28 protein-coding genes and 1 tRNA gene are annotated in these 20,811 nt (G+C 34.3%); 17 read left to right on the top strand and 12 right to left on the bottom strand.

Going from position 1 to position 20,811, the window contains the following annotated elements; genetic code table 11:
• The first annotated feature begins 7 nt into the window (after positions 1-7).
• From MEFER_RS02450 to MEFER_RS02410, 9 genes are all read left to right on the top strand, one after another.
• Positions 8-583: a DNA-directed RNA polymerase subunit D gene (locus tag MEFER_RS02450; protein WP_015791049.1), complete on the top strand. Its 576-nt coding sequence runs from the start codon at positions 8-10 to the stop codon at positions 581-583.
• Between the two features lie 56 nt (positions 584-639).
• A complete protein-coding gene (locus MEFER_RS02445) occupies positions 640-1,002 on the top strand; it encodes a 50S ribosomal protein L18e (RefSeq protein WP_015791048.1) in 363 nt (120 codons plus the stop codon).
• Between the two features lie 15 nt (positions 1,003-1,017).
• Positions 1,018-1,431 (top strand): 50S ribosomal protein L13, encoded by a 414-nt coding sequence (rplM, locus tag MEFER_RS02440; RefSeq protein ID WP_015791047.1) that lies wholly within the window; start codon positions 1,018-1,020, stop codon positions 1,429-1,431.
• Positions 1,432-1,440: 9 nt separating this feature from the next.
• Positions 1,441-1,851 (top strand): 30S ribosomal protein S9, encoded by a 411-nt coding sequence (locus MEFER_RS02435; RefSeq protein ID WP_010869690.1) that lies wholly within the window; start codon positions 1,441-1,443, stop codon positions 1,849-1,851.
• A 57-nt stretch (positions 1,852-1,908) separates the two neighbouring features.
• Positions 1,909-2,130 (top strand): DNA-directed RNA polymerase subunit N, encoded by a 222-nt coding sequence (locus MEFER_RS02430; RefSeq protein ID WP_048056292.1) that lies wholly within the window; start codon positions 1,909-1,911, stop codon positions 2,128-2,130.
• 16 nt (positions 2,131-2,146) lie between these two features.
• A tRNA-Pro gene (locus MEFER_RS02425) sits at positions 2,147-2,223 on the top strand.
• A 37-nt stretch (positions 2,224-2,260) separates the two neighbouring features.
• Positions 2,261-2,434 carry a DNA-directed RNA polymerase subunit K gene (locus MEFER_RS02420; protein ID WP_048056408.1) on the top strand — a complete coding sequence of 58 codons (174 nt, stop codon included), beginning with the start codon at positions 2,261-2,263 and terminating at the stop codon, positions 2,432-2,434.
• A 145-nt stretch (positions 2,435-2,579) separates the two neighbouring features.
• Entirely contained in the window at positions 2,580-3,524 is a 945-nt protein-coding gene (locus tag MEFER_RS02415; RefSeq protein ID WP_015791044.1) for a hypothetical protein, read from the top strand.
• Positions 3,525-3,623: 99 nt separating this feature from the next.
• Positions 3,624-3,812 carry a 4Fe-4S dicluster domain-containing protein gene (locus MEFER_RS02410; RefSeq protein WP_048056291.1) on the top strand — a complete coding sequence of 63 codons (189 nt, stop codon included), beginning with the start codon at positions 3,624-3,626 and terminating at the stop codon, positions 3,810-3,812.
• A gap of 44 nt (positions 3,813-3,856) precedes the next feature.
• Here MEFER_RS02410 and MEFER_RS02405 read toward each other — a convergent pair whose 3' ends face one another.
• On the bottom strand, positions 3,857-4,105 hold the full coding sequence (locus MEFER_RS02405; protein WP_015791042.1) for a HypC/HybG/HupF family hydrogenase formation chaperone: 249 nt from the start codon (positions 4,103-4,105) through the stop codon (positions 3,857-3,859).
• A 64-nt stretch (positions 4,106-4,169) separates the two neighbouring features.
• A complete protein-coding gene (locus tag MEFER_RS02400) occupies positions 4,170-4,661 on the bottom strand; it encodes a YqaA family protein (RefSeq protein ID WP_015791041.1) in 492 nt (163 codons plus the stop codon).
• 62 nt (positions 4,662-4,723) lie between these two features.
• Here MEFER_RS02400 and MEFER_RS02395 point away from each other — a divergent pair, with 62 nt between their 5' ends.
• The 3 genes from MEFER_RS02395 (at position 4,724) to purF (ending at position 8,262) form a co-directional block, all read left to right on the top strand.
• Complete coding sequence (locus tag MEFER_RS02395) at positions 4,724-5,596, top strand: damage-control phosphatase ARMT1 family protein (protein WP_015791040.1); 873 nt, start codon at positions 4,724-4,726, stop codon at positions 5,594-5,596.
• Positions 5,597-5,611: 15 nt separating this feature from the next.
• Positions 5,612-6,664, top strand: a complete 1,053-nt coding sequence (gene purM, locus MEFER_RS02390; RefSeq protein ID WP_015791039.1) for a phosphoribosylformylglycinamidine cyclo-ligase — start codon at positions 5,612-5,614, stop codon at positions 6,662-6,664.
• A 182-nt stretch (positions 6,665-6,846) separates the two neighbouring features.
• Complete coding sequence (gene purF / locus MEFER_RS02385) at positions 6,847-8,262, top strand: amidophosphoribosyltransferase (protein ID WP_015791038.1); 1,416 nt, start codon at positions 6,847-6,849, stop codon at positions 8,260-8,262.
• 1 nt (position 8,263) lies between these two features.
• Here the strand turns inward: purF and asd are convergent, their stop codons facing one another.
• From asd to MEFER_RS02365, 4 genes are read right to left on the bottom strand one after another with little or no spacing between them, the layout of a single operon-like run.
• The gene (gene asd, locus MEFER_RS02380) at positions 8,264-9,310 is read right to left on the bottom strand and encodes an aspartate-semialdehyde dehydrogenase (protein ID WP_015791037.1); all 1,047 of its coding nucleotides are present in this window, start codon (positions 9,308-9,310) and stop codon (positions 8,264-8,266) included.
• Between the two features lie 10 nt (positions 9,311-9,320).
• On the bottom strand, positions 9,321-9,728 hold the full coding sequence (locus MEFER_RS02375) for a DUF371 domain-containing protein (protein ID WP_015791036.1): 408 nt from the start codon (positions 9,726-9,728) through the stop codon (positions 9,321-9,323).
• Between the two features lie 12 nt (positions 9,729-9,740).
• The gene (locus MEFER_RS02370; RefSeq protein ID WP_048056290.1) at positions 9,741-10,460 is read right to left on the bottom strand and encodes a dihydromethanopterin reductase (acceptor); all 720 of its coding nucleotides are present in this window, start codon (positions 10,458-10,460) and stop codon (positions 9,741-9,743) included.
• A 13-nt stretch (positions 10,461-10,473) separates the two neighbouring features.
• Complete coding sequence (locus MEFER_RS02365) at positions 10,474-11,256, bottom strand: 4-phosphopantoate--beta-alanine ligase (protein WP_015791034.1); 783 nt, start codon at positions 11,254-11,256, stop codon at positions 10,474-10,476.
• Positions 11,257-11,326: 70 nt separating this feature from the next.
• On the opposite strand from MEFER_RS02365, the gene sucC reads away from it, so the two are divergent.
• From sucC to hypA, 5 genes are all read left to right on the top strand, one after another.
• On the top strand, positions 11,327-12,424 hold the full coding sequence (gene sucC, locus MEFER_RS02360; protein ID WP_015791033.1) for an ADP-forming succinate--CoA ligase subunit beta: 1,098 nt from the start codon (positions 11,327-11,329) through the stop codon (positions 12,422-12,424).
• Between the two features lie 22 nt (positions 12,425-12,446).
• Complete coding sequence (locus MEFER_RS02355; protein ID WP_015791032.1) at positions 12,447-13,361, top strand: SDR family oxidoreductase; 915 nt, start codon at positions 12,447-12,449, stop codon at positions 13,359-13,361.
• A 47-nt stretch (positions 13,362-13,408) separates the two neighbouring features.
• Positions 13,409-13,672 (top strand): DNA-binding protein Alba, encoded by a 264-nt coding sequence (albA, locus tag MEFER_RS02350; RefSeq protein ID WP_012979637.1) that lies wholly within the window; start codon positions 13,409-13,411, stop codon positions 13,670-13,672.
• 71 nt (positions 13,673-13,743) lie between these two features.
• Positions 13,744-14,202 (top strand): RNA-binding domain-containing protein, encoded by a 459-nt coding sequence (locus MEFER_RS02345; protein ID WP_015791031.1) that lies wholly within the window; start codon positions 13,744-13,746, stop codon positions 14,200-14,202.
• A gap of 1 nt (position 14,203) precedes the next feature.
• The gene (gene hypA, locus MEFER_RS02340) at positions 14,204-14,587 is read left to right on the top strand and encodes a hydrogenase maturation nickel metallochaperone HypA (RefSeq protein WP_015791030.1); all 384 of its coding nucleotides are present in this window, start codon (positions 14,204-14,206) and stop codon (positions 14,585-14,587) included.
• Positions 14,588-14,617: 30 nt separating this feature from the next.
• Here the strand turns inward: hypA and MEFER_RS02335 are convergent, their stop codons facing one another.
• From MEFER_RS02335 to MEFER_RS02310, 6 genes are all read right to left on the bottom strand, one after another.
• Positions 14,618-16,012: an ATP synthase subunit B gene (locus MEFER_RS02335; protein WP_015791029.1), complete on the bottom strand. Its 1,395-nt coding sequence runs from the start codon at positions 16,010-16,012 to the stop codon at positions 14,618-14,620.
• A gap of 47 nt (positions 16,013-16,059) precedes the next feature.
• Complete coding sequence (locus MEFER_RS02330) at positions 16,060-17,823, bottom strand: ATP synthase subunit A (protein ID WP_015791028.1); 1,764 nt, start codon at positions 17,821-17,823, stop codon at positions 16,060-16,062.
• Positions 17,824-17,852: 29 nt separating this feature from the next.
• Positions 17,853-18,149, bottom strand: a complete 297-nt coding sequence (locus MEFER_RS02325) for a V-type ATP synthase subunit F (RefSeq protein ID WP_015791027.1) — start codon at positions 18,147-18,149, stop codon at positions 17,853-17,855.
• 112 nt (positions 18,150-18,261) lie between these two features.
• Positions 18,262-19,461, bottom strand: coding sequence for a V-type ATP synthase subunit C (locus tag MEFER_RS02320; protein ID WP_015791026.1), 1,200 nt, complete (start codon positions 19,459-19,461; stop codon positions 18,262-18,264).
• Positions 19,462-19,473: 12 nt separating this feature from the next.
• Positions 19,474-20,085, bottom strand: coding sequence for a V-type proton ATPase subunit E (locus MEFER_RS02315; protein ID WP_015791025.1), 612 nt, complete (start codon positions 20,083-20,085; stop codon positions 19,474-19,476).
• 66 nt (positions 20,086-20,151) lie between these two features.
• Complete coding sequence (locus MEFER_RS02310) at positions 20,152-20,808, bottom strand: ATP synthase subunit K (protein ID WP_015791024.1); 657 nt, start codon at positions 20,806-20,808, stop codon at positions 20,152-20,154.
• Between the last annotated feature and the right edge of the window lie 3 nt (positions 20,809-20,811).

The raw sequence follows: 20,811 nt of genomic DNA, 5'->3' as shown, positions 1-20,811 counted from the left end.
GTAATCTTTGATTACAATCAAAGAGAAAAGAAAAACAAGAATTGGGGAGGAGTTTATTTTTTCTTTAAAAGCCCCAATTTCATTTTCCAATGCTATTAGAAGGATAATGATTTCAGAAGTTCCTACTTATGCAATAGAGGATGTTTATATATTTGAGAACTCATCATCAATGGATGATGAGATTATAGCCCATAGGTTAGGTTTAATTCCAATTAAAGGAAAGCCTTTATTGGAAAATGAGATTATAACATTCACCTTAGAAAAAGAAGGGCCATGCACAGTTTATTCATCAGACTTGAAATCAGAAAATGGGGAAGTTGCCTTTAAAAACATTCCAATTGTTAAATTAGGTAATGGGCAAAAAATACAGATTGAATGTGAAGCTGTTCCTGGCATTGGAAAGGTTCATGCAAAATGGCAACCATGCAATGCAGTTTATAAGCAAATTTCTGAAGATGAAGTAGAATTCTTCGTTGAAACATTTGGACAAATGGAAGCAGAAGAAATCTTAGAAGAAGCTGTTAAAATACTAAAAAATAAAGCTGAAAGTTTCTTACAACAGCTAGAATTACTTGAACAATAAAAATATTTTTTATCAAACCTTAAAAATTTTGAAAGGTTTGAAAACACGGTGAGATTATGAAAAAGATAACAGCTACAAACCCAAGATTGGTTAAGTTAATTGAGATGTTGAAGGAAGAAAGTTACAAAAACCAGGCAAAGATTTGGAAAGATGTAGCAAGAAGGTTAGCAAAACCAAGAAGGAGAAGAGCTGAAGTAAACTTAAGTAAGATAAATAGATACACAAAAGATGGAGATGTTGTCTTAGTTCCTGGTAAGGTTTTAGGTGCTGGAAAATTAGAGCATAAAGTTGTTGTTGCAGCATTTGCGTTTTCAGAAACAGCTAAAAAATTGATAAAAGAAGCTGGTGGAGAGGCAATAACAATTGAAGAATTAATAAAGAAAAATCCAAAAGGATCAAATGTTAAAATTATGGCATAAAACACGGTGATAATAATGACAGTAATCGATGCTGAAGGAGCAATATTGGGAAGATTGGCTTCAGAAGTAGCAAAAAGAGCTTTGAGAGGAGAAGAAATTATCATTGTAAATGCTGAGAAGGTAGTTATTACAGGTAATAGGGATTGGATTATAAAAACCTACCAAGAAGAGAGAGAAAAGAAAAACGTCGCTAACCCAAGAAGATTTGGCCCAAAATTCCCAAGAAGACCAGATGATATATTAAGAAGAACAATAAGAAAAATGCTTCCATACAAAAAGGCAAAAGGAAGAGAGGCATTTAAAAGGGTTAAGGTATTTGTTGGAAACCCTAAAAACTTAACAGTTGATGAAAAAATAAGCCACAAGTTAAACACAACAAAATACATTACATTGGCTGAGTTAAGCAAACACTTAGGAGCGAAATTCTGAGGTGATTAAATGGGGAAAATTGTCATAACAGTTGGTAAGAGAAAAAGGGCTATTGCGAGAGCAGTTGCAAGAGAAGGGAAAGGAAGGATAAGAATAAACAAGATACCAATCGAATTAATTGAGCCTAAATACAAAAGAATGAAGTTAATGGAGCCAATTTTATTAGCTGGAGAAGAAGTCATTAGCCAAATGGACATTGACGTTACAGTTAAGGGAGGAGGAGTAATGGGACAAATGGATGCTGCCAGAACAGCTATTGGTAAGGCAATTGTTGAATTTACAGGTAGTAAAGAGTTGAGAGATAAATTCTTAGCTTACGATAGAACATTGTTGGTTAGCGATGCAAGAAGAACCGAGCCACACAAACCAAGCAGATCTACAAAGGGTCCAAGAGCAAAGAGACAGAAGTCATACAGATAAACCCTTCTACATCTTTGGAAAAAATATTATTTTTTTCTTTTTATTTGGGTGAGAAACATGATGTTTCCTATCAGATGTTTTTCCTGTGGTAATGTTATTGCTGAAGTTTTTGAAGAGTATAAAGAAAGAGTTTTAAAAGGAGAAAATCCAAAAGATGTTTTAGATGATTTAGGAATTAAAAAGTACTGCTGTAGAAGAATGTTTATCTCTTACAGAATAAGTGAAGATGGAAAGGAGATTATAGATGAGATGATAGCTCACGATGAAAAGCTTTTATAAATATTTTAAATTTTTAGGGGCCGTGGGGTAGCCTGGACATCCTGTGCGCTTGGGGGGCGTGCGACCCGGGTTCAAGTCCCGGCGGCCCCACCATTTTTTACCAAAATTATTATTTTTTATGGGTGATATGTTGAGATTAACAAAATTTGAGATTGCAAGAATACTTGGAGCGAGAAGTTTGCAGATATCAAATGGAGCCTATGCAACCATTGAAACAAAACAAGACAGCTCATTAAAAATAGCTTATGAAGAGATTGAGCAAGGAAAAGTCCCATTAAAACCGATAAGACCTGTAAAGGCATAACCGCGTAATTATAGTGGGATTGCCAAAGGTAACCTCGCTCTGAGATATAGCAATAGGGTGTAAGCCCTATGCCATTAAAGCCAATAAGACCTGTAAAAGCATAACCATCTTATTTTTTCAAATTTTTTAATTGAGGTGGATGTAATTGACAAATGTTATTATTGAAAAAATAAGTGCAAAAGAAGTTTTTAAAGGAGCTAAAATTAAGGTAATGATCACAACAATGACAAATGTCTCCATTGGGTATGATATCATTGAGGTAGATAATCCAGAAGAGGCAATAGCTGATGTTGAAAATGTTATAGCCCCAGAACTTATTGGATATCCTGCAACAGATATTGATTTTATAGATACATTGATTTGTGAGACCTCAGCCAACAACCCAAATGTGACAATGGGGATTTCTATTAGTGTAGCGAGGGCAGCTTCAAACAGCTTAGACATCCCATTATTTAAATTTTTAGGAGGGGCTTTAACTACAGATTTGCCTATAGTAGCATCTGGAATATTGGCTGATAAAAATAACAATGAATTATTTCCAATAGTTATGGCTGAATCTATAGAGGATATCGTTAATTTGAATCTAAAGCTTTCAGATATTTTGTCAGAGGATTATGATGTTGTAAATATCAATGGGGCCTATGTATGCAAAGATGTTTTTAATGAGATTCCAAAAATTAGAGAGCTGATAGATGAGATTAAAGAGGATGAGGATTTAGATATATTATTGGGGCTTAGCACCAAAAAAGATATTGTTAAAGATAAAGATTTATCCCAAATTGATTATTTAGAGGTTGAGGAGCCTGTAGAATTTGATGGATTTTTATGCACTGAGAGTATTTATGAAGAGAGCGATTTTGTTAAGGTTTTTCCTTATGAGATGGGGACAATAACTGAGATGTATTACTATATAAATTACATTATGGATAAGGGGCCTTATCCTGTAATATTTGGAAATAACTCATCATTTGCCCACATAGCAGTTAGCTTTAAAGTGCCTTTCTTAAGACCTTCTCTCTCCTCAAATGTGCTGAATGAAGTTTGGAATATAGAAAGAGCGACAGTTAATCCAAATATAAGGAGGTTTTAGGTTTTTGTCTATTTTTTATTTTTCCGATAATTATTTATAATGAAAATGGGAATTATAGTTTTAATTTTAAAATTAACTAAAACCTTAGAGGTGGTAATAATGGCTGTAACAATAGATTACAACTTATGTAAGGGAGCTGAATGTGCAGAGTGTGCAAACAACTGCCCAATGGAAGTTTTTGAAATTGAAGGAGACAAAGTAGTTGTTGCAAGACCTGAAGATTGCAGTTACTGTGGAGTTTGTGAAGATGTTTGCCCAACAGGAGCTGTAAAGGTTGAACCAGAATAAAAAGAGAAATCTCTTTTTTAAATTTTATTTAAATAAATTAAAATCTATTGTTCCATCTCTTCTAATGCTTTAAATAATTCTTCCCAAGCGTCTAAACTTAATTTAGCATCTTCTTCGCTTAAAACCTCTAAAGCATAACCTGTGTGTATTAATATGTAATCTCCTATTTTAACCTCTTTATCTAAGAGTGTTAATTTTGCCTTTTGCTTAACTCCTTTATACTCAGCTATCGCGTATTTTTCTCCATCCTCTTCTATAATTTCAACGACTTTACATGGAATTGCCAAACACATATTTTATCACCAAACCATAATTACCCTTTTTTAGTATAAATCTGTGTTTATTAAAATTTTTATGTCAAGTATTAATCAAAATTATATGATTTTTCAAAGCAAATGGTAAAATAACCATTCCATGCCTAATTAACCTACTTAAAAATACTGCAAACATGTATCTTTCAAAAGGCATTTCAAAACTACCGCAAATCCAGCATATGACTTCAAAAGGAATTGGAGTAAAACTTGCAATTATAATCCCTAAGACTCCCCATTTTTTGAAATGAATAGTCCCTTTTCTTATTTTTTCTTCATCAAATAATTTTAGCATTAACCATTCTCCATAATTTTTTGCAAGATAATATGTAATTGCCGCTCCAACATTGCATGCAACTGTTGAGACAATTAAAACTAAAACCCAGTCCAATCCCAATAAAATACCTGAAACAATAAATATCTCTGTTGGAAACGGCTGGAATATTGGCTCAGAAAATCCTGCTAAGAATATTCCAAAATACCCATAATCTTTTATAAGATTTAATAAGAATTCTTTAAATACTTCAAAGTTGATCATATTTATCTCCAAATATTTTAAAGTTTTAGCATTATTTATAATTTATTTTTTACGGTGATACTATGAAGATAAAACCAGAGTGTGCAATCTGTATAATAAGGCAGGTGGTTGATGCCACTAATGAAATAACAGAAGATGAGAAAGAGCAATTTAAATTAATAAAAAGTACTATGGACGTTATTAAGGATGTTTATGGGGAAAATGCAGTTCCAGCATGGATGGGAACTGTAGTTCATAGATATTTAAAAAGAATTAGCGGAAATAACGATCCTTATAAAAAATTAAAAGACAATGCTAATAAAATAGCTTTACAGTATTTGGATAAAGTTAGGGAAATGTGTAGTGTAGATGATGAGCTTGAGAGATTGAGAAAGAAGGTTTTAGCAACAATAGCAGGAAATGTTATTGATTTTGGAGCTTACAGCACTGGAATAAATGTTGAAAAGTTAATTGAAGATACATTAAATGGAGATTTAAAGATAGATAATAGCAAAGAGCTTTTAAATGATTTAAAGAATAAAGATATAAAAAAGATTTTGTACATATGTGATAACGCTGGAGAGATCATATTTGATAAAGTTTTAATAGAAGAGATTAAAAAATATGGTAAAGATGTTGTTGCAGTTGTTAAAGGAAAACCAATTCTAAACGATGCCACATTAGAAGATGCGAAGATAGCAAAGATTGATGAGGTAGCTAAGGTAATAACAACTGGCTCAGACGTTATAGGGATTATTTTAGAGGAATGTTCGGAAGAGTTTTTAAAAGAATTTGAGAGTGCTGATTTAATTATAGCTAAGGGAATGGGTAATTATGAGAGTTTAACAGAGTATAAGATAGATAAGCCAATCTACCATATATTAAAAGCTAAATGTAGGCCAGTAGCTATTAACATTGGTGTAGAAGTTGGAGAAAACGTTTTATTGAAAAGATAATTTGAGGAGGTAGTTATGGTTACTTACAAAGATACTGGAGTAGATATATCACATGAAGATAGGATAATTAAAGCCATAGTCTCACAAATAAAGTTTAAAAGAAGTGATATAAAACCAGCTGAATTAGGATTGCATTATGCAGGAGCTGTTGAATTTGGAGATTATTATTTAGTTTTATCTACTGATGGTGTTGGAAGTAAGATGATAGTTGCAGAGATGGCTAATAAATTTGATACAGTTGGAATTGATATGATTGCTATGAATGTAAATGATGCAATTTGTATTGGAGCAGAGCCAATTGCTTTGGTTGATTACTTGGCAGTTGGACATATAACCGAAGAGATAGCTGAGCAAATTGGGAAAGGATTGAATGAAGGGGCTAAAGAGGCGAATATAAATATTGTTGGTGGAGAAACTGCCACACTACCAGATATGATTAAAGGCATTGATTTGGCTGGAACTGTTTTAGCAGTTGTTAAAAAAGATGAAGTTATAACTGGAAAGGATGTAAAGCCAGGAGATGTGATTGTTGGTTTAAGGAGCTCTGGAATACACAGCAATGGGTTGTCTTTAGCAAGGAAGGTATTTTTCGATATAGCCAAATTAGATGTTCATGATAAGCTCTCTTATGGAAAGACTGTTGCTGAAGAACTTTTAACACCAACAAGGATTTATGTAAAGCCAATTTTAGAGATGGTTAGAGATGAAGAGATAAAGGTTAAGGGCTTAGCCCACATAACTGGAGGTAGTTTTAGAAAGCTTAAGAGGTTAAATGACAAGGTAACCTACTATATAGACAACATCCCAGAACCTCTGCCGATATTTAAAGAGATTCAAAGATTAGGAAATGTTCCAGATGAAGAGATGTTTAGAACTTTCAACATGGGTATTGGATTCTGCGTAATTGTTGAGGAGGAAGATGCAGATAAGGTTATAAGAATAGCTAATAAATACAATATCCCAGCTCAGGTAATAGGTAGGGTTGTAGATGGCTTAGAAGTTAACGGAAATAAAATCGTTGGAAAATCTGTTGTAAAATATAACGAGAAGTTTATTATACTTGAATAAAGTAGTAAAGAGATAGGTACCTTTTAAGAGGCATTGCCAAGCGTTAGCGAGGCGATGCATCCTGGTATACCAATAGGGGCTTTGCTCCTATGGTGTATTATACTTGAATAATTAACTAAAATTTAATTTTAATTTTAATCTATTTTTGATTTTTATAATAAAAATCAAAAAGGGTATTCAACATGTGCGGGATATTTGGAGCTTACTCTTACGATGAAATAAACGTGGCTAAGAGCATTTATTACGGATTGTTTGCTTTACAGCATAGGGGGCAGGAAGGAGCTGGAATTGCCACAAGTGATGGAAAAAACATCTATTACTATAAAAATATTGGATTGGTTACAGAAGTTTTTAGAAATGAAACCTTGCAGAATTTATTGGGTTATATAGGAATTGGACATGTGAGGTATTCAACAACTGGAGGAAAGGCTGTCGAGAACTGCCAGCCGTTTGTTGTTAAAAGTTCGTTTGGTAGTATTGCTATAGCCCATAATGGAGATTTAGTAAATTCAAATGAATTAAGGAGAGAGTTGGAAAGAAAAGGGCATATGTTCACATCTTCAACAGATTCTGAAGTTATAGCACAGCTTTTAGTTAGGGAGCTTTTAAAAACATCTGATAGGATTGAAGCAATAAAAAATACATTAAAAAAGCTTGTAGGGGCTTATTCACTCTTAATAATGTTTAACGACTCTTTAATAGCAGTTAGAGACCCTTGGGGCTTTAAACCATTGTGTATTGGAAGAGATGATAGCAATATCTACATATCATCAGAAGACTGTGCACTAACAACATTAGATGCTGAGTTTATTAGGGATGTAGAGCCAGGAGAGATTATTGAGATTAAAAATGGAGAGCTAATCTCCCACAAATTAGATTATGATGTTGTAGAGTATAGCCCTGTAGATGTTGACATACCAGCTATATACAATAAAGCCACTACATGCATGTTTGAATACGTTTACTTTGCAAGGCCTGATTCAACAATTGATGGAATCAGCGTATATAAAGTTAGGAAAAGGATTGGGGAGATTTTAGCTAAAGAACATCCTGTAGATGCTGATGTAGTGTCTCCAATTCCAGATTCAGGTGTTGCATTTGCCTTAGGATTCTCTAAAGAGTCGGGAATTCCATATTGTGTAGGTTTGATGAAAAACAAGTATGTTGGTAGAACGTTTATTCTGCCTTCACAGACTGAGCGGGAATTAGCTGTTAGGTTAAAATTAAGCCCAATAAAAAGTGTATTGGAAGGGAAGAGAGTTGTTTTAGTTGATGATAGCATTGTTAGAGGAACCACCTCAAAAAGAATTGTAAATATGGTTAGAAAGGCTGGAGCTAAGGAAGTTCATTTAAGGATAGGATGTCCTAAAATTATATCTCCCTGCTATTATGGAATAGATATGGCTACAAAAAAAGAGCTTATTGCCTCAAACAAAACAGAGGAAGAGATAGCAAAAGATATTGGAGCTGATTCTGTTGGATACATATCGTTAGAGGGATTGGTTAAAGCTATTGGTAGGAAGGATTTATGCTTAGCCTGTTTAACTGGAAAATATCCAACTGAAATTAATTTTGAGAAGATATTAAATAGAGAATAGCTTAGAGATATTTTTTAACAAAGTACTCAGCGTTTAAAACACTAGCCCCTGCAGCTCCCCTAATTGTGTTATGCTCCAATGCAGTATATTTAACATCAAATATTGGATCCTTCCTAATTCTACCAACAACAATACTCATTCCATTTCCTGTATTTCTATCCAATCTTGGTTGTGGTCTGTCAACCTCTTCCCTAATAACAATTGGTTTAGCGTATGTTGGGAGGTTTAAATCCTTTAATGGGTCAAATTTATCCATAGCTTCTTTAATTTCCTCTGGTTCAGCCCCGTCCTCTGTTTTAACAAATATGCTTTCAGTATGCCCATCTATAACAGCCACTCTATTACATGAAGCACTTAACTTAAATTTAGCCAACTCAACTTTACCATCCTTTAATGTTCCTAACAACTTTAAGCTTTCTGTTTGCATTTTTTCTTCTTCATTTTTTATATACGGGATTAAGTTGTCCAATATCCCCATTGATGGAACTCCATTGTAGCCAGCTCCACTAACTGCCTGCATTGTTGCTATAAAAACAGCCTCTAATCCAAATTTATCCATTATTGGTTTTAAGGTTATGACAGCACAGATAGTTGAGCAGTTTGGGTTTGTTATAATAGCTCCATCCCAACCTCTCTTCTCCCTCTGAATCTCTATCAACTCTAAATGATCCCCATTAACCTCTGGAATTACCAATGGGACATCTTCTTCCATCCTATAAGCTGATGCATTTGAGAAAACCAACTTCCCTTCTTTAGCAAATTCTGGCTCATACTTCTTAGCTAAATCTGCTGGAAGGGCTGAGAAAACAATATCAACATCCTCAAACTCCTTATGCTTAGGGTCTGTTGGAATAACAACCATATCTTTTATATTTTCTGGAATATCCTTATCTTGGAACCAGTAGCATGCATCCTTATACTTTTTACCTGCACTTCTTTCAGATGCTGCTAAAGCAGTTAATTCAAACATTGGGTGATTTGCCAACAATTGAATAAATCTCTGCCCAACGCTACCTGTAGCTCCCAATACACCAACTTTTATCTTCATAGTTTCACCTCTAAATAATTATCTTAAAAATCAAATCTTTCCCTTCTTTTAATTTTTTTACTATCTCTCTATTAATATCTTTTGCTGCTTTGTTGGCTTTAATCATCAACGTCCTTGGGCAGATATAATTACTTTTTCTAATAACAATATCTGTAGGATGATTTAAAATCAAATCTTTATGTCCTTCTCCAACTATTACATCCTTTATTCCTTCAACCTCAATCTCAACTACTATTTTTTTAGCATTTCTCAGCTTCTCTTTAAACTCTTCACTAAAATCGGCCATCGATTTATCTGCATTTATCCCAATAATGCAGTGCCCAGTTGGAGTTAGATAATTTTCTTTTGTAATTTCCAATGTAGTTTTATGGGTAGCTGAGACATTCTTATGCCCTTTAGCTTTTATAATAAACTCCATAACAATCCTCTCTTACTTTTTTGTATTAAAAAATTCTAAGATTTCGTAAGGGTGCTTTAATACTATAACATCTTCCAATTCCTTCAATCTTCTCGTATTTTCAGCATCTATTTTTCTAACTCTCATCTTAATCTCCTTTCCTTCAACTATTGCATTATATGGGCAGATTTTTTTGCAATTTCCACATCCTAAGCATTTATGTATGGATATCTCAACGAATCCATCTCTTTTAATTATAGCACCATTTGGACATGCATCAATACATTTTAAGCAAAGCTTACACTTACTTTTATCAACTGAATATGGAAGTTTTGTTTTAACAATCCCTTCTTTATAATCAACAGGTACAATTAAGGATTTAACAAACCCCTTCCCTGCCTGAGCTATTGCATTTGTCACCAAGCTATCTGCTATTCCATTGACAACCTTAGCAACTGTATTCCCACTTGTTGGGGATGATATTAAATAATCATACTTCCCTAAGCTCAACCTTCCAGTTATTGGGGAGGAGTAAGGATGTTCTCTCTCCAATATAAGCTCTTCATAGTAATTTCCATTTGATATATTGTAAAGCTCCCCAAACAAACCATACATCTTAACTACTTCCTCCCCAGCCCTTGAAACTAAAGTTGTTACCTTTAAATCTTCAATCTCTTCCTTCAATATTTTCATTACTTCAAAGCTCTCCCTTAACAAATGCCCAGCTCCAGTAATGCACCAAACTATCTTCATAGCTATCACAAATTTATAATTCATCTAAATCTAAGCTTTTCAACCTATCAGCAATATAATCAATCATTTCCTTCAAATTTTTTTTGTTATCAAAGTTTTCAACAATCTTTAAAAGCTCCTCCCTATCCTTATTTTTAAATTCCCTAACGTATTTTATTAATAAAGGTAAAGCCCTCGTTAGTTCATCAACTATCGTTATCGTTGATTTCCTTGCAGTTCTTGATAATGGATTTAAATCAATAGCTATAACCTTTTTTCCCATCTTAACCAATGCCTCAGCCCTATCTCCATCCTCTAATGGGACTAAAACTACATCGGCAGTATATATCCCTTCTTCAGAAACCTTCCCCCTCAAACTGTCTAAATTTGGAATCTGCTTATTTGCATCGTCAATACCTAAAATCTTTATCCTTCCTTTTTCAATATCATCTTTAAATTTTTCTTCAAAAGCTCTTTTTATAGCTAATTCCCTCTCTTTAGTTCTGTAAAATAGATTAACCTCAATCTTTCCATTCAGCTCTTTAGCTAATTCAACAACCTCATCTATAGCCAAAGCCACAGTATTTCCATTAACACTTATCACTGGATTTTTAGCCAAAACTAACAAAGCTGAAGCTGCCTTTATAGCCTCTAAAGCTGTTGGAACTGTCTTTTCACCAATTAAATAATCAAACATCTCCCCTCTGCCATGAGCTATAAGTCCAGCTTTTGCTAAAATACCTTTATCCAATGCCTCAACAACCTTTTCCCTCTTTATCAAAGATTCATATCTTGGATGTGTTTTTGGAATTTCCATAACATCACCAAATTTTTTATATAATTATTTTGTAATTATTTAAATTAGCTCACTATTTAAAGGTGATAAGATGAAGTTACATGAATATGAAGCAAAAAATATATTTAAAGAGTATGGTATCCCAGTACCCGAGAGCTTTTTAATATCAAAGGAAGATGACTTAAGCAACATAGATATAGATAAAGAGGTTGTTTTAAAAGCTCAGGTTTTGGTTGGCGGTAGGGGAAAAGCTGGAGGAATTTTATTTGCATCAAATAAGGAGGAGTTTATAAAAAAGGCTGAGGAGCTTTTTAATAAAGAGGTTAAAGGAGAAAAAGTAGAGAAAATTTTAGTTGAGGAAAAATTACCAATAGAGAAGGAATATTATGTTTCCATCATTGTTGATAGAGATGCTAAAAAGCCATTGATTATTTTCTCTACAAAAGGTGGGGTGGATATTGAAGAAATTGCTGAAAAAGAGCCAGAAAAAATTGTAAAATACCATGTAGATGTTAAGAAGCCATTTTTACCTTATGTTGCAAGGTGGATAGTTAAAGAGGCAAAAGTGCCAAGTGAGGAGATAGGAAAGGTTGCAGACATCATCTACAAGTTATACAAGATATTTAAAGATTGGGATGCTACAATGGTCGAGATAAACCCTTTAGTTATAACCAAAGATAAAAATGTCTATGCAGCTGATGCCGTTATACACTTAGACGACGATGCAGCGTTTAGACATAGATATGAAGAATTTGAAGAATTTAAAAATAAAGAAAAACTGCCGTTTGCATATGTTGAATTGGATGGAGATATAGCCGTTATAGGTAATGGGGCAGGTTTAACGTTGGCAAGTATGGATGTCATAAACAACCTTGGAAGAAAGCCAGCATGTTTTTTAGATATTGGTGGAGGAGCAGATGCTGAAACTGTAAAATTGGCTTTAAGAAAGGTTTTAGAAAACAAAAATGTTAAAGGGATATTTATAAACATATTGGGGGGAATAACAAGGTGTGATGAAGTAGCAAAGGGAATTGTTGAGGTTTTAAAGGAGCATCCAAATATAAAATTTGCAGTTAGGATGATGGGAACAAATGAAGATATTGGAAGGAAAGTATTGGAAGAGCATGGAATTCCTTATGAAACCTCAATGGAAGAGGCTGGAAAGAAACTTATTGAGTTGTTGAGCTAATTTTAAATTTTTTGGTGAAAAAATGATGTTAGTTACAGGGGGAGCAGGTTTTATTGGAAGTCATATTGTTGATAAGTTAATAGAAAACAACTATGATGTAATTATTCTAGATAATTTAACAACTGGTAATAAAGCTAATGTAAATCCAAAGGCAGAGTTTGTAAATGCAGATATAAGAGATAAAACTTTGGATGAAAAAATTAACTTTAAAGACGTTGATGTTGTTTTTCATCAAGCAGCTCAGATAAACGTTAGAAACTCTGTTGAGAATCCAATGTACGATGGAGATGTAAACATCTTAGGAACAATAAACATCTTAGAAATGATGAGGAAATACGATATAGATAAAATCATATTTGCTTCTTCTGGAGGAGCGGTTTACGGAGAACCAAATTATCTGCCAGTAGATGAATCTCACACTATAAATCCACTTTCTCCTTATGGTTTAAGTAAATACGTTGGAGAGGAGTATATAAAGCTATATAACCGTCTTTATGGATTGGAGTATGCAATTTTAAGATATGCAAATGTTTATGGAGAGAGGCAAGACCCAAAAGGAGAGGCAGGGGTTATTAGCATATTTATAGATAGGATGTTAAAAAATGAAAGTCCTGTTATATTTGGAGATGGCAATCAAACAAGGGATTTTGTCTATGTTGGAGATGTTGCAAAAGCTAATTTAATGGCATTAAATTGGAAGAATGAGATAGTTAATATTGGAACTGAAAAGGAAACATCAGTTAATGAGCTATTCAACATAATAAAAAATGAGATTGGATTTAAAGGAAATGCAATATATGGTAGAGCAAGAGAGGGAGAGGTTTATAGGATTTATTTAGATATAAAAAAAGCTAAATCATTAGGTTGGAGGCCGGAAGTTGATTTAAAAGAAGGAATAAAGAGGGTAGTTGATTGGATGAAAAATATAAATAGGTAATGAGCTATCTCTAATTTATGTTTCAATAACTTCTAAAGGTTGAGAGTATGGATAATGTAGTATTGATAGGGAAGAAACCAGTGATGAACTACGTTGTAGCAGTTTTGACACAGCTAACAAGTAACGATGAAGTGATTATAAAGGCAAGAGGGAAGGCAATTAATAAGGCAGTGGATGTTGCAGAGATGATAAGGAATAGATTCATAAAGGATATAAAAATTAAGAAGATAGAGATAGGAACCGACAAAGTAAAGAATCCTGATGGAAAAGAGGTTAATGTTTCAACAATTGAGATTGTTTTAGCTAAATAATTTTTAGCTTAAACTTTTTTATTTGCATTTTTTATTTTATTATTTTATTTAAAATTTTTAAAGGTGTTATTATGCTAAACTCTATAAAAATTAGTGCTATAGTGCATGCTACAGAGGATGAAGATAAGGTTTTAGAGGCCATAGAGTTTTTTATACCTGAAGATGTTGATGAAGAGAAAATAAACTTAGAGGTTGTTGAAACACAGGGGTACTTTGGAAATCCAATAAAAATTATAAATGTAAGTGTTGAAGGAAAAGAGGCTAAAAAAATATTTAAGCATATCATGGATTTAATAAAATCAAATGAAAGAAATTTAAACAAATTAAAAAAAGACTTACGTTTAAGAGTAGAGGATAACAAATTTTACGTTAGATTTGATAAGCAGAGGGCTTATTTGGGAGAGTGTAAGGTTGTTGATGGAGATGATGTTATAAGGACTGTTTTCAACTTCAAAATATTTACTCCAAAAAATAAGGAAGAAAAGGTTAAGGAAATTGTTGCTAAAGAATTAGGATTGGAGATGGGATAAAATGCATGAACTGTCTTATGCAACAGCAATGCTTGAGGCAATTTTAAATAGTATAAAAAAAGAGGAAGAAAAAGGAAGAAAAATAAAGAAAGTTAGTGAAATCAACTTAGAGGTTGGAGAGCTAACTTTTATCAATGTTGAGCAGTTAAAATTTGCATTTGAAGTGATTGCAGAAGGAACTGTGTGTGAAGGGGCTAAGATTAATGTTGAATTTATAAAACCAAAATGTAAATGCTTGGATTGTGGGTATGAGGGAGAGGCAGAGATAGTGGATGAGTTTGAAGTTTACTGTCCAAAGTGTAAAGGTATGAGGTTAAAGCTATCTGGTGGAAAAGAATTTAATATAAAAAATGCGACTGTTGAATACGAAGATGAATATAAATAAAATAAAAAATAAAAAATTTTAGTTAGTTATTTACTTTTTTCTGTATTTTGGATGGTATTTCTCAATTAATTCTCTATCAACTCTCTTCAATTCTTCTTCTGGTAATATAGCTAACAACTCCCACAATAAGTCAAGTGTTTCTTCGATACTTCTGTCTTCATCTTTTCCTTGTCTGACAAACTTGTCTTCAAACTCATCTGCAAATCTTAAGTATGCCCTATCTCTATCTGTCAATGCCTCTTCCCCAACAACAGCAACTAAATCTCTTAAACTTCTACCTTCTGCATATGCAGCATATGCCTGGTTGATAACCTTCTTGTGGTCTTCTCTTGTTTTTCCTTCTCCTTGACCATTTCCAGCCAATCTTGACAATGATGGCAAGACATCAACTGGTGGATATATACCCTTTCTGTGCAACTCTCTTGATAAGACAATCTGTCCCTCTGTAATATATCCAGTTAAGTCAGGAATTGGGTGGGTTATATCGTCATCTGGCATTGTTAAGATTGGAATCTGGGTGATTGTTCCAACTCTTCCTTTAACTCTACCAGCTCTTTCATACAAAGTTGCCAAGTCTGTATACATGTAACCTGGGTAACCTCTTCTTCCAGGAACCTCGTTTCTTGCTGCTGAAATCTCCCTTAAAGCCTCACAGTAGTTTGTCATATCTGTTAAGATAACGAGAACATGCATGTCTTTTTCATAAGCTAAGTACTCAGCGACTGTTAAAGCAATTCTTGGTGTTAAAATTCTTTCAATTGCTGGGTCGTTTGCTAAGTTGATGAAGACAACTGCTCTTTCTAAAGCTCCTGTCTTTCTAAACTCTTCCATGAAGAAGTTTGCTTCCTCTGATGTAATACCCATTGCTGCGAAAACGACCGCGAACTTCTCCCCTTCACCTCTAACCTTTGCCTGTCTTGCAATCTGAGCTGCTAACTGGTTGTGTGGTAAACCAGAACCAGAGAATATTGGTAACTTCTGCCCTCTAACTAATGTGTTCATTCCATCAATTGTTGAAATACCAGTTTGGATGAAGTCACTTGGAACTTTTCTTGAAATAGGGTTTAATGGGTAACCGTTAATATCCAACTCTTTCTCAGGAACTATTTCCGGTCCACCGTCAATTGGTACACCTCTTCCGTTAAAGATTCTTCCTAACATCTCCATTGAAACTCCAATCTTAGCTGTTTTTCCTGTAAATCTTACTTTTGTTTGGTTTGTGTTTAATCCAGTTGTCCCCTCGAATACCTGAACAACAGCCAAACCTTCTCTTGCCTCTAATACTTGTCCCATTCTCTTTTCTCCATCTGGGCAGATAACTTCAACAATCTCCCCATATGCTGCTCCTTCAACTCCCTCAACAATTAACAATGGCCCTGCAATACTCTTAACTGATGAGTATTCAATTGCTGATGATGTTGCCATGTAATCACCTCTATAAAAAGTTTATATAAGGTTTTTAAAGTATTAATTTAGTTTAATGAGCCTAATTCATTCTTAATTTTCTCCATAATTTCTTTTGATTTAACATTTATGAATTCATCGTGTGGAATGTATTTCATTCTTGCAATATCCTGCTTAACTGAAACCTTCAATATCTTAGCTGGCTCAACTCCTCTTTCAACAGCTTTTAAAGCTTCGTAGTAGAAGTTCATAATTATCTTCAACATTAAATATTGTTTCATTGGTGGACAGTATGTGTCTACTTCATCAAATGCATCTTGCTGTAAGAAATCCTCTCTCAACATTCTTGCAACTTCTAAGATAACCCTCTCTCTGTCTGGCAAAGCATCTGGACCAACTAACTGAACGATCTCTTGTAACTCTGCCTCTTTCTGTAATAATCCCATTGCTTCATCTCTTAACTGCCTCCAATCTGGCCCTGTATTTGCATTCCACCAATCTGTGACATCGTCAACGTATAATGAGTAACTTTGCAACCAGTTGATTGCTGGGAAGTGTCTTCTTCTTGCTAAGTTAGCATCTAACGCCCAGAATACCTTAACAATTCTTAGTGTGTTTGAGGTGACTGGCTCTGAGAAGTCCCCTCCTGGTGGTGAAACTGCTCCGACAATTGAGACGAATCCTTCTCTGTTGTCTTTTCCTAAACAGATGACTCTTCCAGCTCTTTCGTAGAACTGAGCCAATCTTGAAGCTAAGTATGCTGGATACCCTTCTTCTCCTGGCATCTCCTCTAACCTACCTGAAATTTCCCTCATTGCCTCTGCCCATCTTGATGTTGAATCTGCTGTTAATAAAACCCCGTATCCCATATCTCTGAAGTACTCAGCAATTGTAATTCCTGTATAAACAGAAGCTTCCCTTGCAGCGACAGGCATGTTTGATGTGTTGGCTATTAAAACTGTTCTATCCATTAACTTGTTTCCTGTCTTAATATCCTCCAAGTGTGGGAATTCTTCAGTAACCTCTGTCATCTCGTTTCCTCTTTCTCCACATCCGATATAAACAACGACGTCAGCATCTGACCATTTTGCTAATTGATGTTGTGTAACTGTTTTTCCAGAACCGAATGGACCTGGAATTGCTGCTGTTCCTCCCTTAGCTAATGTGAAGAATGTATCTTCTACTCTTTGCCCTGTAATCATTGGGATTTTTGGTGGCAACTTCTCTTTGTATGGTCTTCCTTTTCTTACTGGCCACTTTTGCATCATTGTTAATTCTTTTCTCTCTCCATTTTCTAATTCAACAACTGCAACTGTTTCCTCAACTGTAAATTTACCTTCTTTTATTTCAACAATTTTTCCTTTAACTCCAACAGGAACTAAGATTTTGTGAACTATTGAAGGAGTTTCATCAACAGTTCCAATGATATCTCCTTCTTCAACGTAGTCTCCTTCACTTACTGTTGGTTTGAATTCCCATTTTATATCTCTTGGTAATGCTGGAACATCAACTCCTCTTGGGATGAAGATAGAGCCTGTTTTCTCTTCAATTGCTGTTAAAGGTCTTTGAATACCATCGTACATAGCTCTTAACATCCCTGGCCCCAATTCAACTGATAATGGAGCTCCAGTACCAACAACTGGTTCTCCTGGCTTAATTCCAGAAGTTTCTTCATATACCTGAATAACTGCCTTATCATCTTGCAACTGGATAATTTCTCCAGTCAATTTTTCTTCTCCTACTTTAACGACCTCATACATTTGAGCTCCTTTCATTCCTTCTGCAACAACAACTGGACCAGCAATTTTAATAATTTTACCAACAACAGGCATACTCTCTACCTCACCAAATAATTTTTAATTTATTTCATTGAGACTCCAATTGCTTTTCTTATTAATTCTTTGATTGGGTCTACTCTTTCAAGCTTGCCATGTTTATCTGGAATTTCAACAACGACCTTATTTATATTTTTTATCTTGTCTTTTATACTTTCAGCAATCCTTTCTGTTATAATGATGAAGGCAATATTATCGTTGTTTGATAGTTCGTTAATGACTTTAACTGCATCTTCAGTATTTTTAACTTCATAAACATCAGTTAAACCAGCCAATCTAAAGCCAATGGCTGTTTCTCTATCTCCAACAACACCAATTTTCATTTATCTCACCTATAAAGATATAAGCCAACCTTTTGTAAAAGCTTGACCAAAACGGATGTATTAAGGAGGGGCTAAAGCCCCTCATAATGTCCCTTAATAATTTTCAGCTTTATTAAAGGTTTATGAGCAAACCCCTGATTTCTTCTGGCTTTAAGTTTTCTATTTTGCCTTTTATTATTGCCTTAAGGTTTTTAACTTCAAGCTCTTTGCTAACAATTAAACCAATAATTGGTCCAACACCAAATGGTTTTCTTGTTGATAACTTTTTACCCTTTTCCAATACAAATTTATCTAAAGCCTTTTCAAATGCATATATTGATTTTGTTTTTTCAAATTCTTCCATAGCTTCAGCTAAAACTTCAGCATAACTTGTTCCTTCTAAACCACTTAAAATTCCTTCAATTCCTCCAGTACTCATTAAATCTTTTAACTTCCATTCAGCTAATTCATAACCAGCTAATGAGACATATTTACCAATCTCATCTGCTGATAATCCATCAGCTTTACCTTTCAATATAACTTTTAAGTTTTCTACATCAATCAATGTTCCAACGAACTCTCTGAATAAATCCTCTTCTTTACCTTCAGTCATTATTGTTTTTCTTAGACTTTCTAAGTAATATTTATCTAAGGCTAATTCAAACCCTATTATATTACTCATCTGTTCATAATTTGATAACTCTTCTTGCAATACTTTAAAGTATTCTGTTCCATCTAATCCTCTAACAACTTCTTCTACTGTTTTTACTTCAGATAATTCTTTCAATTTCTCAACTGGGATGTTTCCTAATGGAATTAATAGAGAATAAGTTTCTTCAGCCCCTAATCCTACAAATTTAGTTCTAATTAATGTTTTTATATTTTTAATGTCGAATTTTTTGGCAAATACTCTCAAAACTTTCTTAGCACTGTCTGGAGATATTCTGTATATTAAATCGTATAAATCAGCTAAATACATATCTAACGCTTTTTCAACGGCAATAGGGTCTTTTAATTCGTTCATGACCTCCACAATGTACTGTCCATAGTCGGTATCTTCTAACATTCCGACCAATTCCTCTAAGCTACCAGACTCAATCAATTCGTTTAATTTAGCATTATCAAGCAATTTGGCCTCTCTACTTCTTATTCTTGCATTTACATACGCATAAGGAGCTAAATTAATTACCATCTTTGTAATCCATACAATCACAATAAGAACAATGATAATGGTTGCAATAACAATGAGCAATGTTAAAGGGTTGTCGAAATATGTCATTAATGTTGAATATAATTTTTCTAAGTTCAATAACGTTTCAATGTCTATCGCCATCAGGCATCACCTTTAGAACAACTTCTCTGTAATTCTCGCTCTAACTACATCCAAGTTTCTGTTAAATATCGCTTCTAAGCTGTTATCCAATGACTTCAATCCATCAGCAGTTTCTATTATACATCCTCCTATTATATCTACTGGTTTTCCTTTCTTCAATACGGTTACTTTCTTTGTCATTTCTTCTACTTCTTTTTCTAAATTCCATAATACTGAATCGTCAATGATATCCATATCTCTCTTGTTTAGCCTTACAACTAATTCTCCTCCTCCTAATGAAACAGCTCCATCTTTTATTAAGTTTATTAACTTATCTTTATATTCTGACTGTTCAGGTAATTTAGCTAATTCTTCTCTTAATTTTTCTATTGCCATGTTTATAATTTCTTCTTTAGCTTCCAATAACTTCTTCTTTGCTTCTAATTTTGCCTCTGAGATTATTCTACTCTTGGTCATTTCGGCTTCTTTTTCCCCTTTCTTTAATATCTCAGCCTTTCTCTTCTCTGCTTCTTCTTTTGCTTTCTCTAAGATTTTAGCTTTTTCTTCCTCTGCCTGTGAGATTATTTTGTTAGCTTCAGCTTTAGCATCTTCTAATATTTTTGATTTTATTTTATCAACTCCCATCAATTTCACCTATCAAAATTAAGTTTAGAAGATTTCAAAATTTTTTAAAAATTCAAAAGGGTTAATTTAGACCATGAGCATGATCAAGATTGCAATCAACAAACCAAAGATAGCGAATGTCTCTGGCATAACAGCTAAAACCAAACCTTTACCCATAGCATCTGGGTCTCTTGCTGTAGCTCCAATAGCTCCAGCAGCTGTAATACCTTGCCCAATACCAGAGAGACCAGCGAAACCAACTGCAAACCCTGCCCCTAAAGCAGCTATCTCTGTTGCACCAGCTCCGTTAAAGACTCCAACTAATAGCAAGATAGCAACTAATAAACCGTAGATTGCCTGGGTCTCTGGAAGGACGGAGAAGACCATTGCCTTACCGAATATGCTGTTGTCTTCAGCAACAGCTCCTAAACCAGCTGAAGCAGCAATCCCCTGACCAATAGCTGATAAACCTGCTAAACCAGCTGCTAAACCAGCTGCGAACATTGCCCATGGTGAAGCTGTTTTAAAGACGAACAAAATAAGGATTGCAACTAAAAATCCATATAAACCCTGGGTCTGTGGTAATGCCTGGAAGACTATAGCGGTACCGAACTTGTTAGGATCTTCTGCGACAACTCCTGCTCCGCTAGCTCCAGTAATTCCTGCTCCAATCCCTGAACCTAAACCAGCAATACCGACAGCTAAACCAGCTCCAATAGCTCCTAAGATTAAAGGATCTACCATACA

Source organism: Methanocaldococcus fervens AG86 (assembly GCF_000023985.1).
GTDB classification, from domain to species: domain Archaea; phylum AGJL01; class Methanococci; order Methanococcales; family Methanocaldococcaceae; genus Methanocaldococcus; species Methanocaldococcus fervens.
The sequence above is the reverse complement of the archived record's forward strand: the minus strand, read 5'-3'. Positions and strand labels throughout refer to the sequence as shown.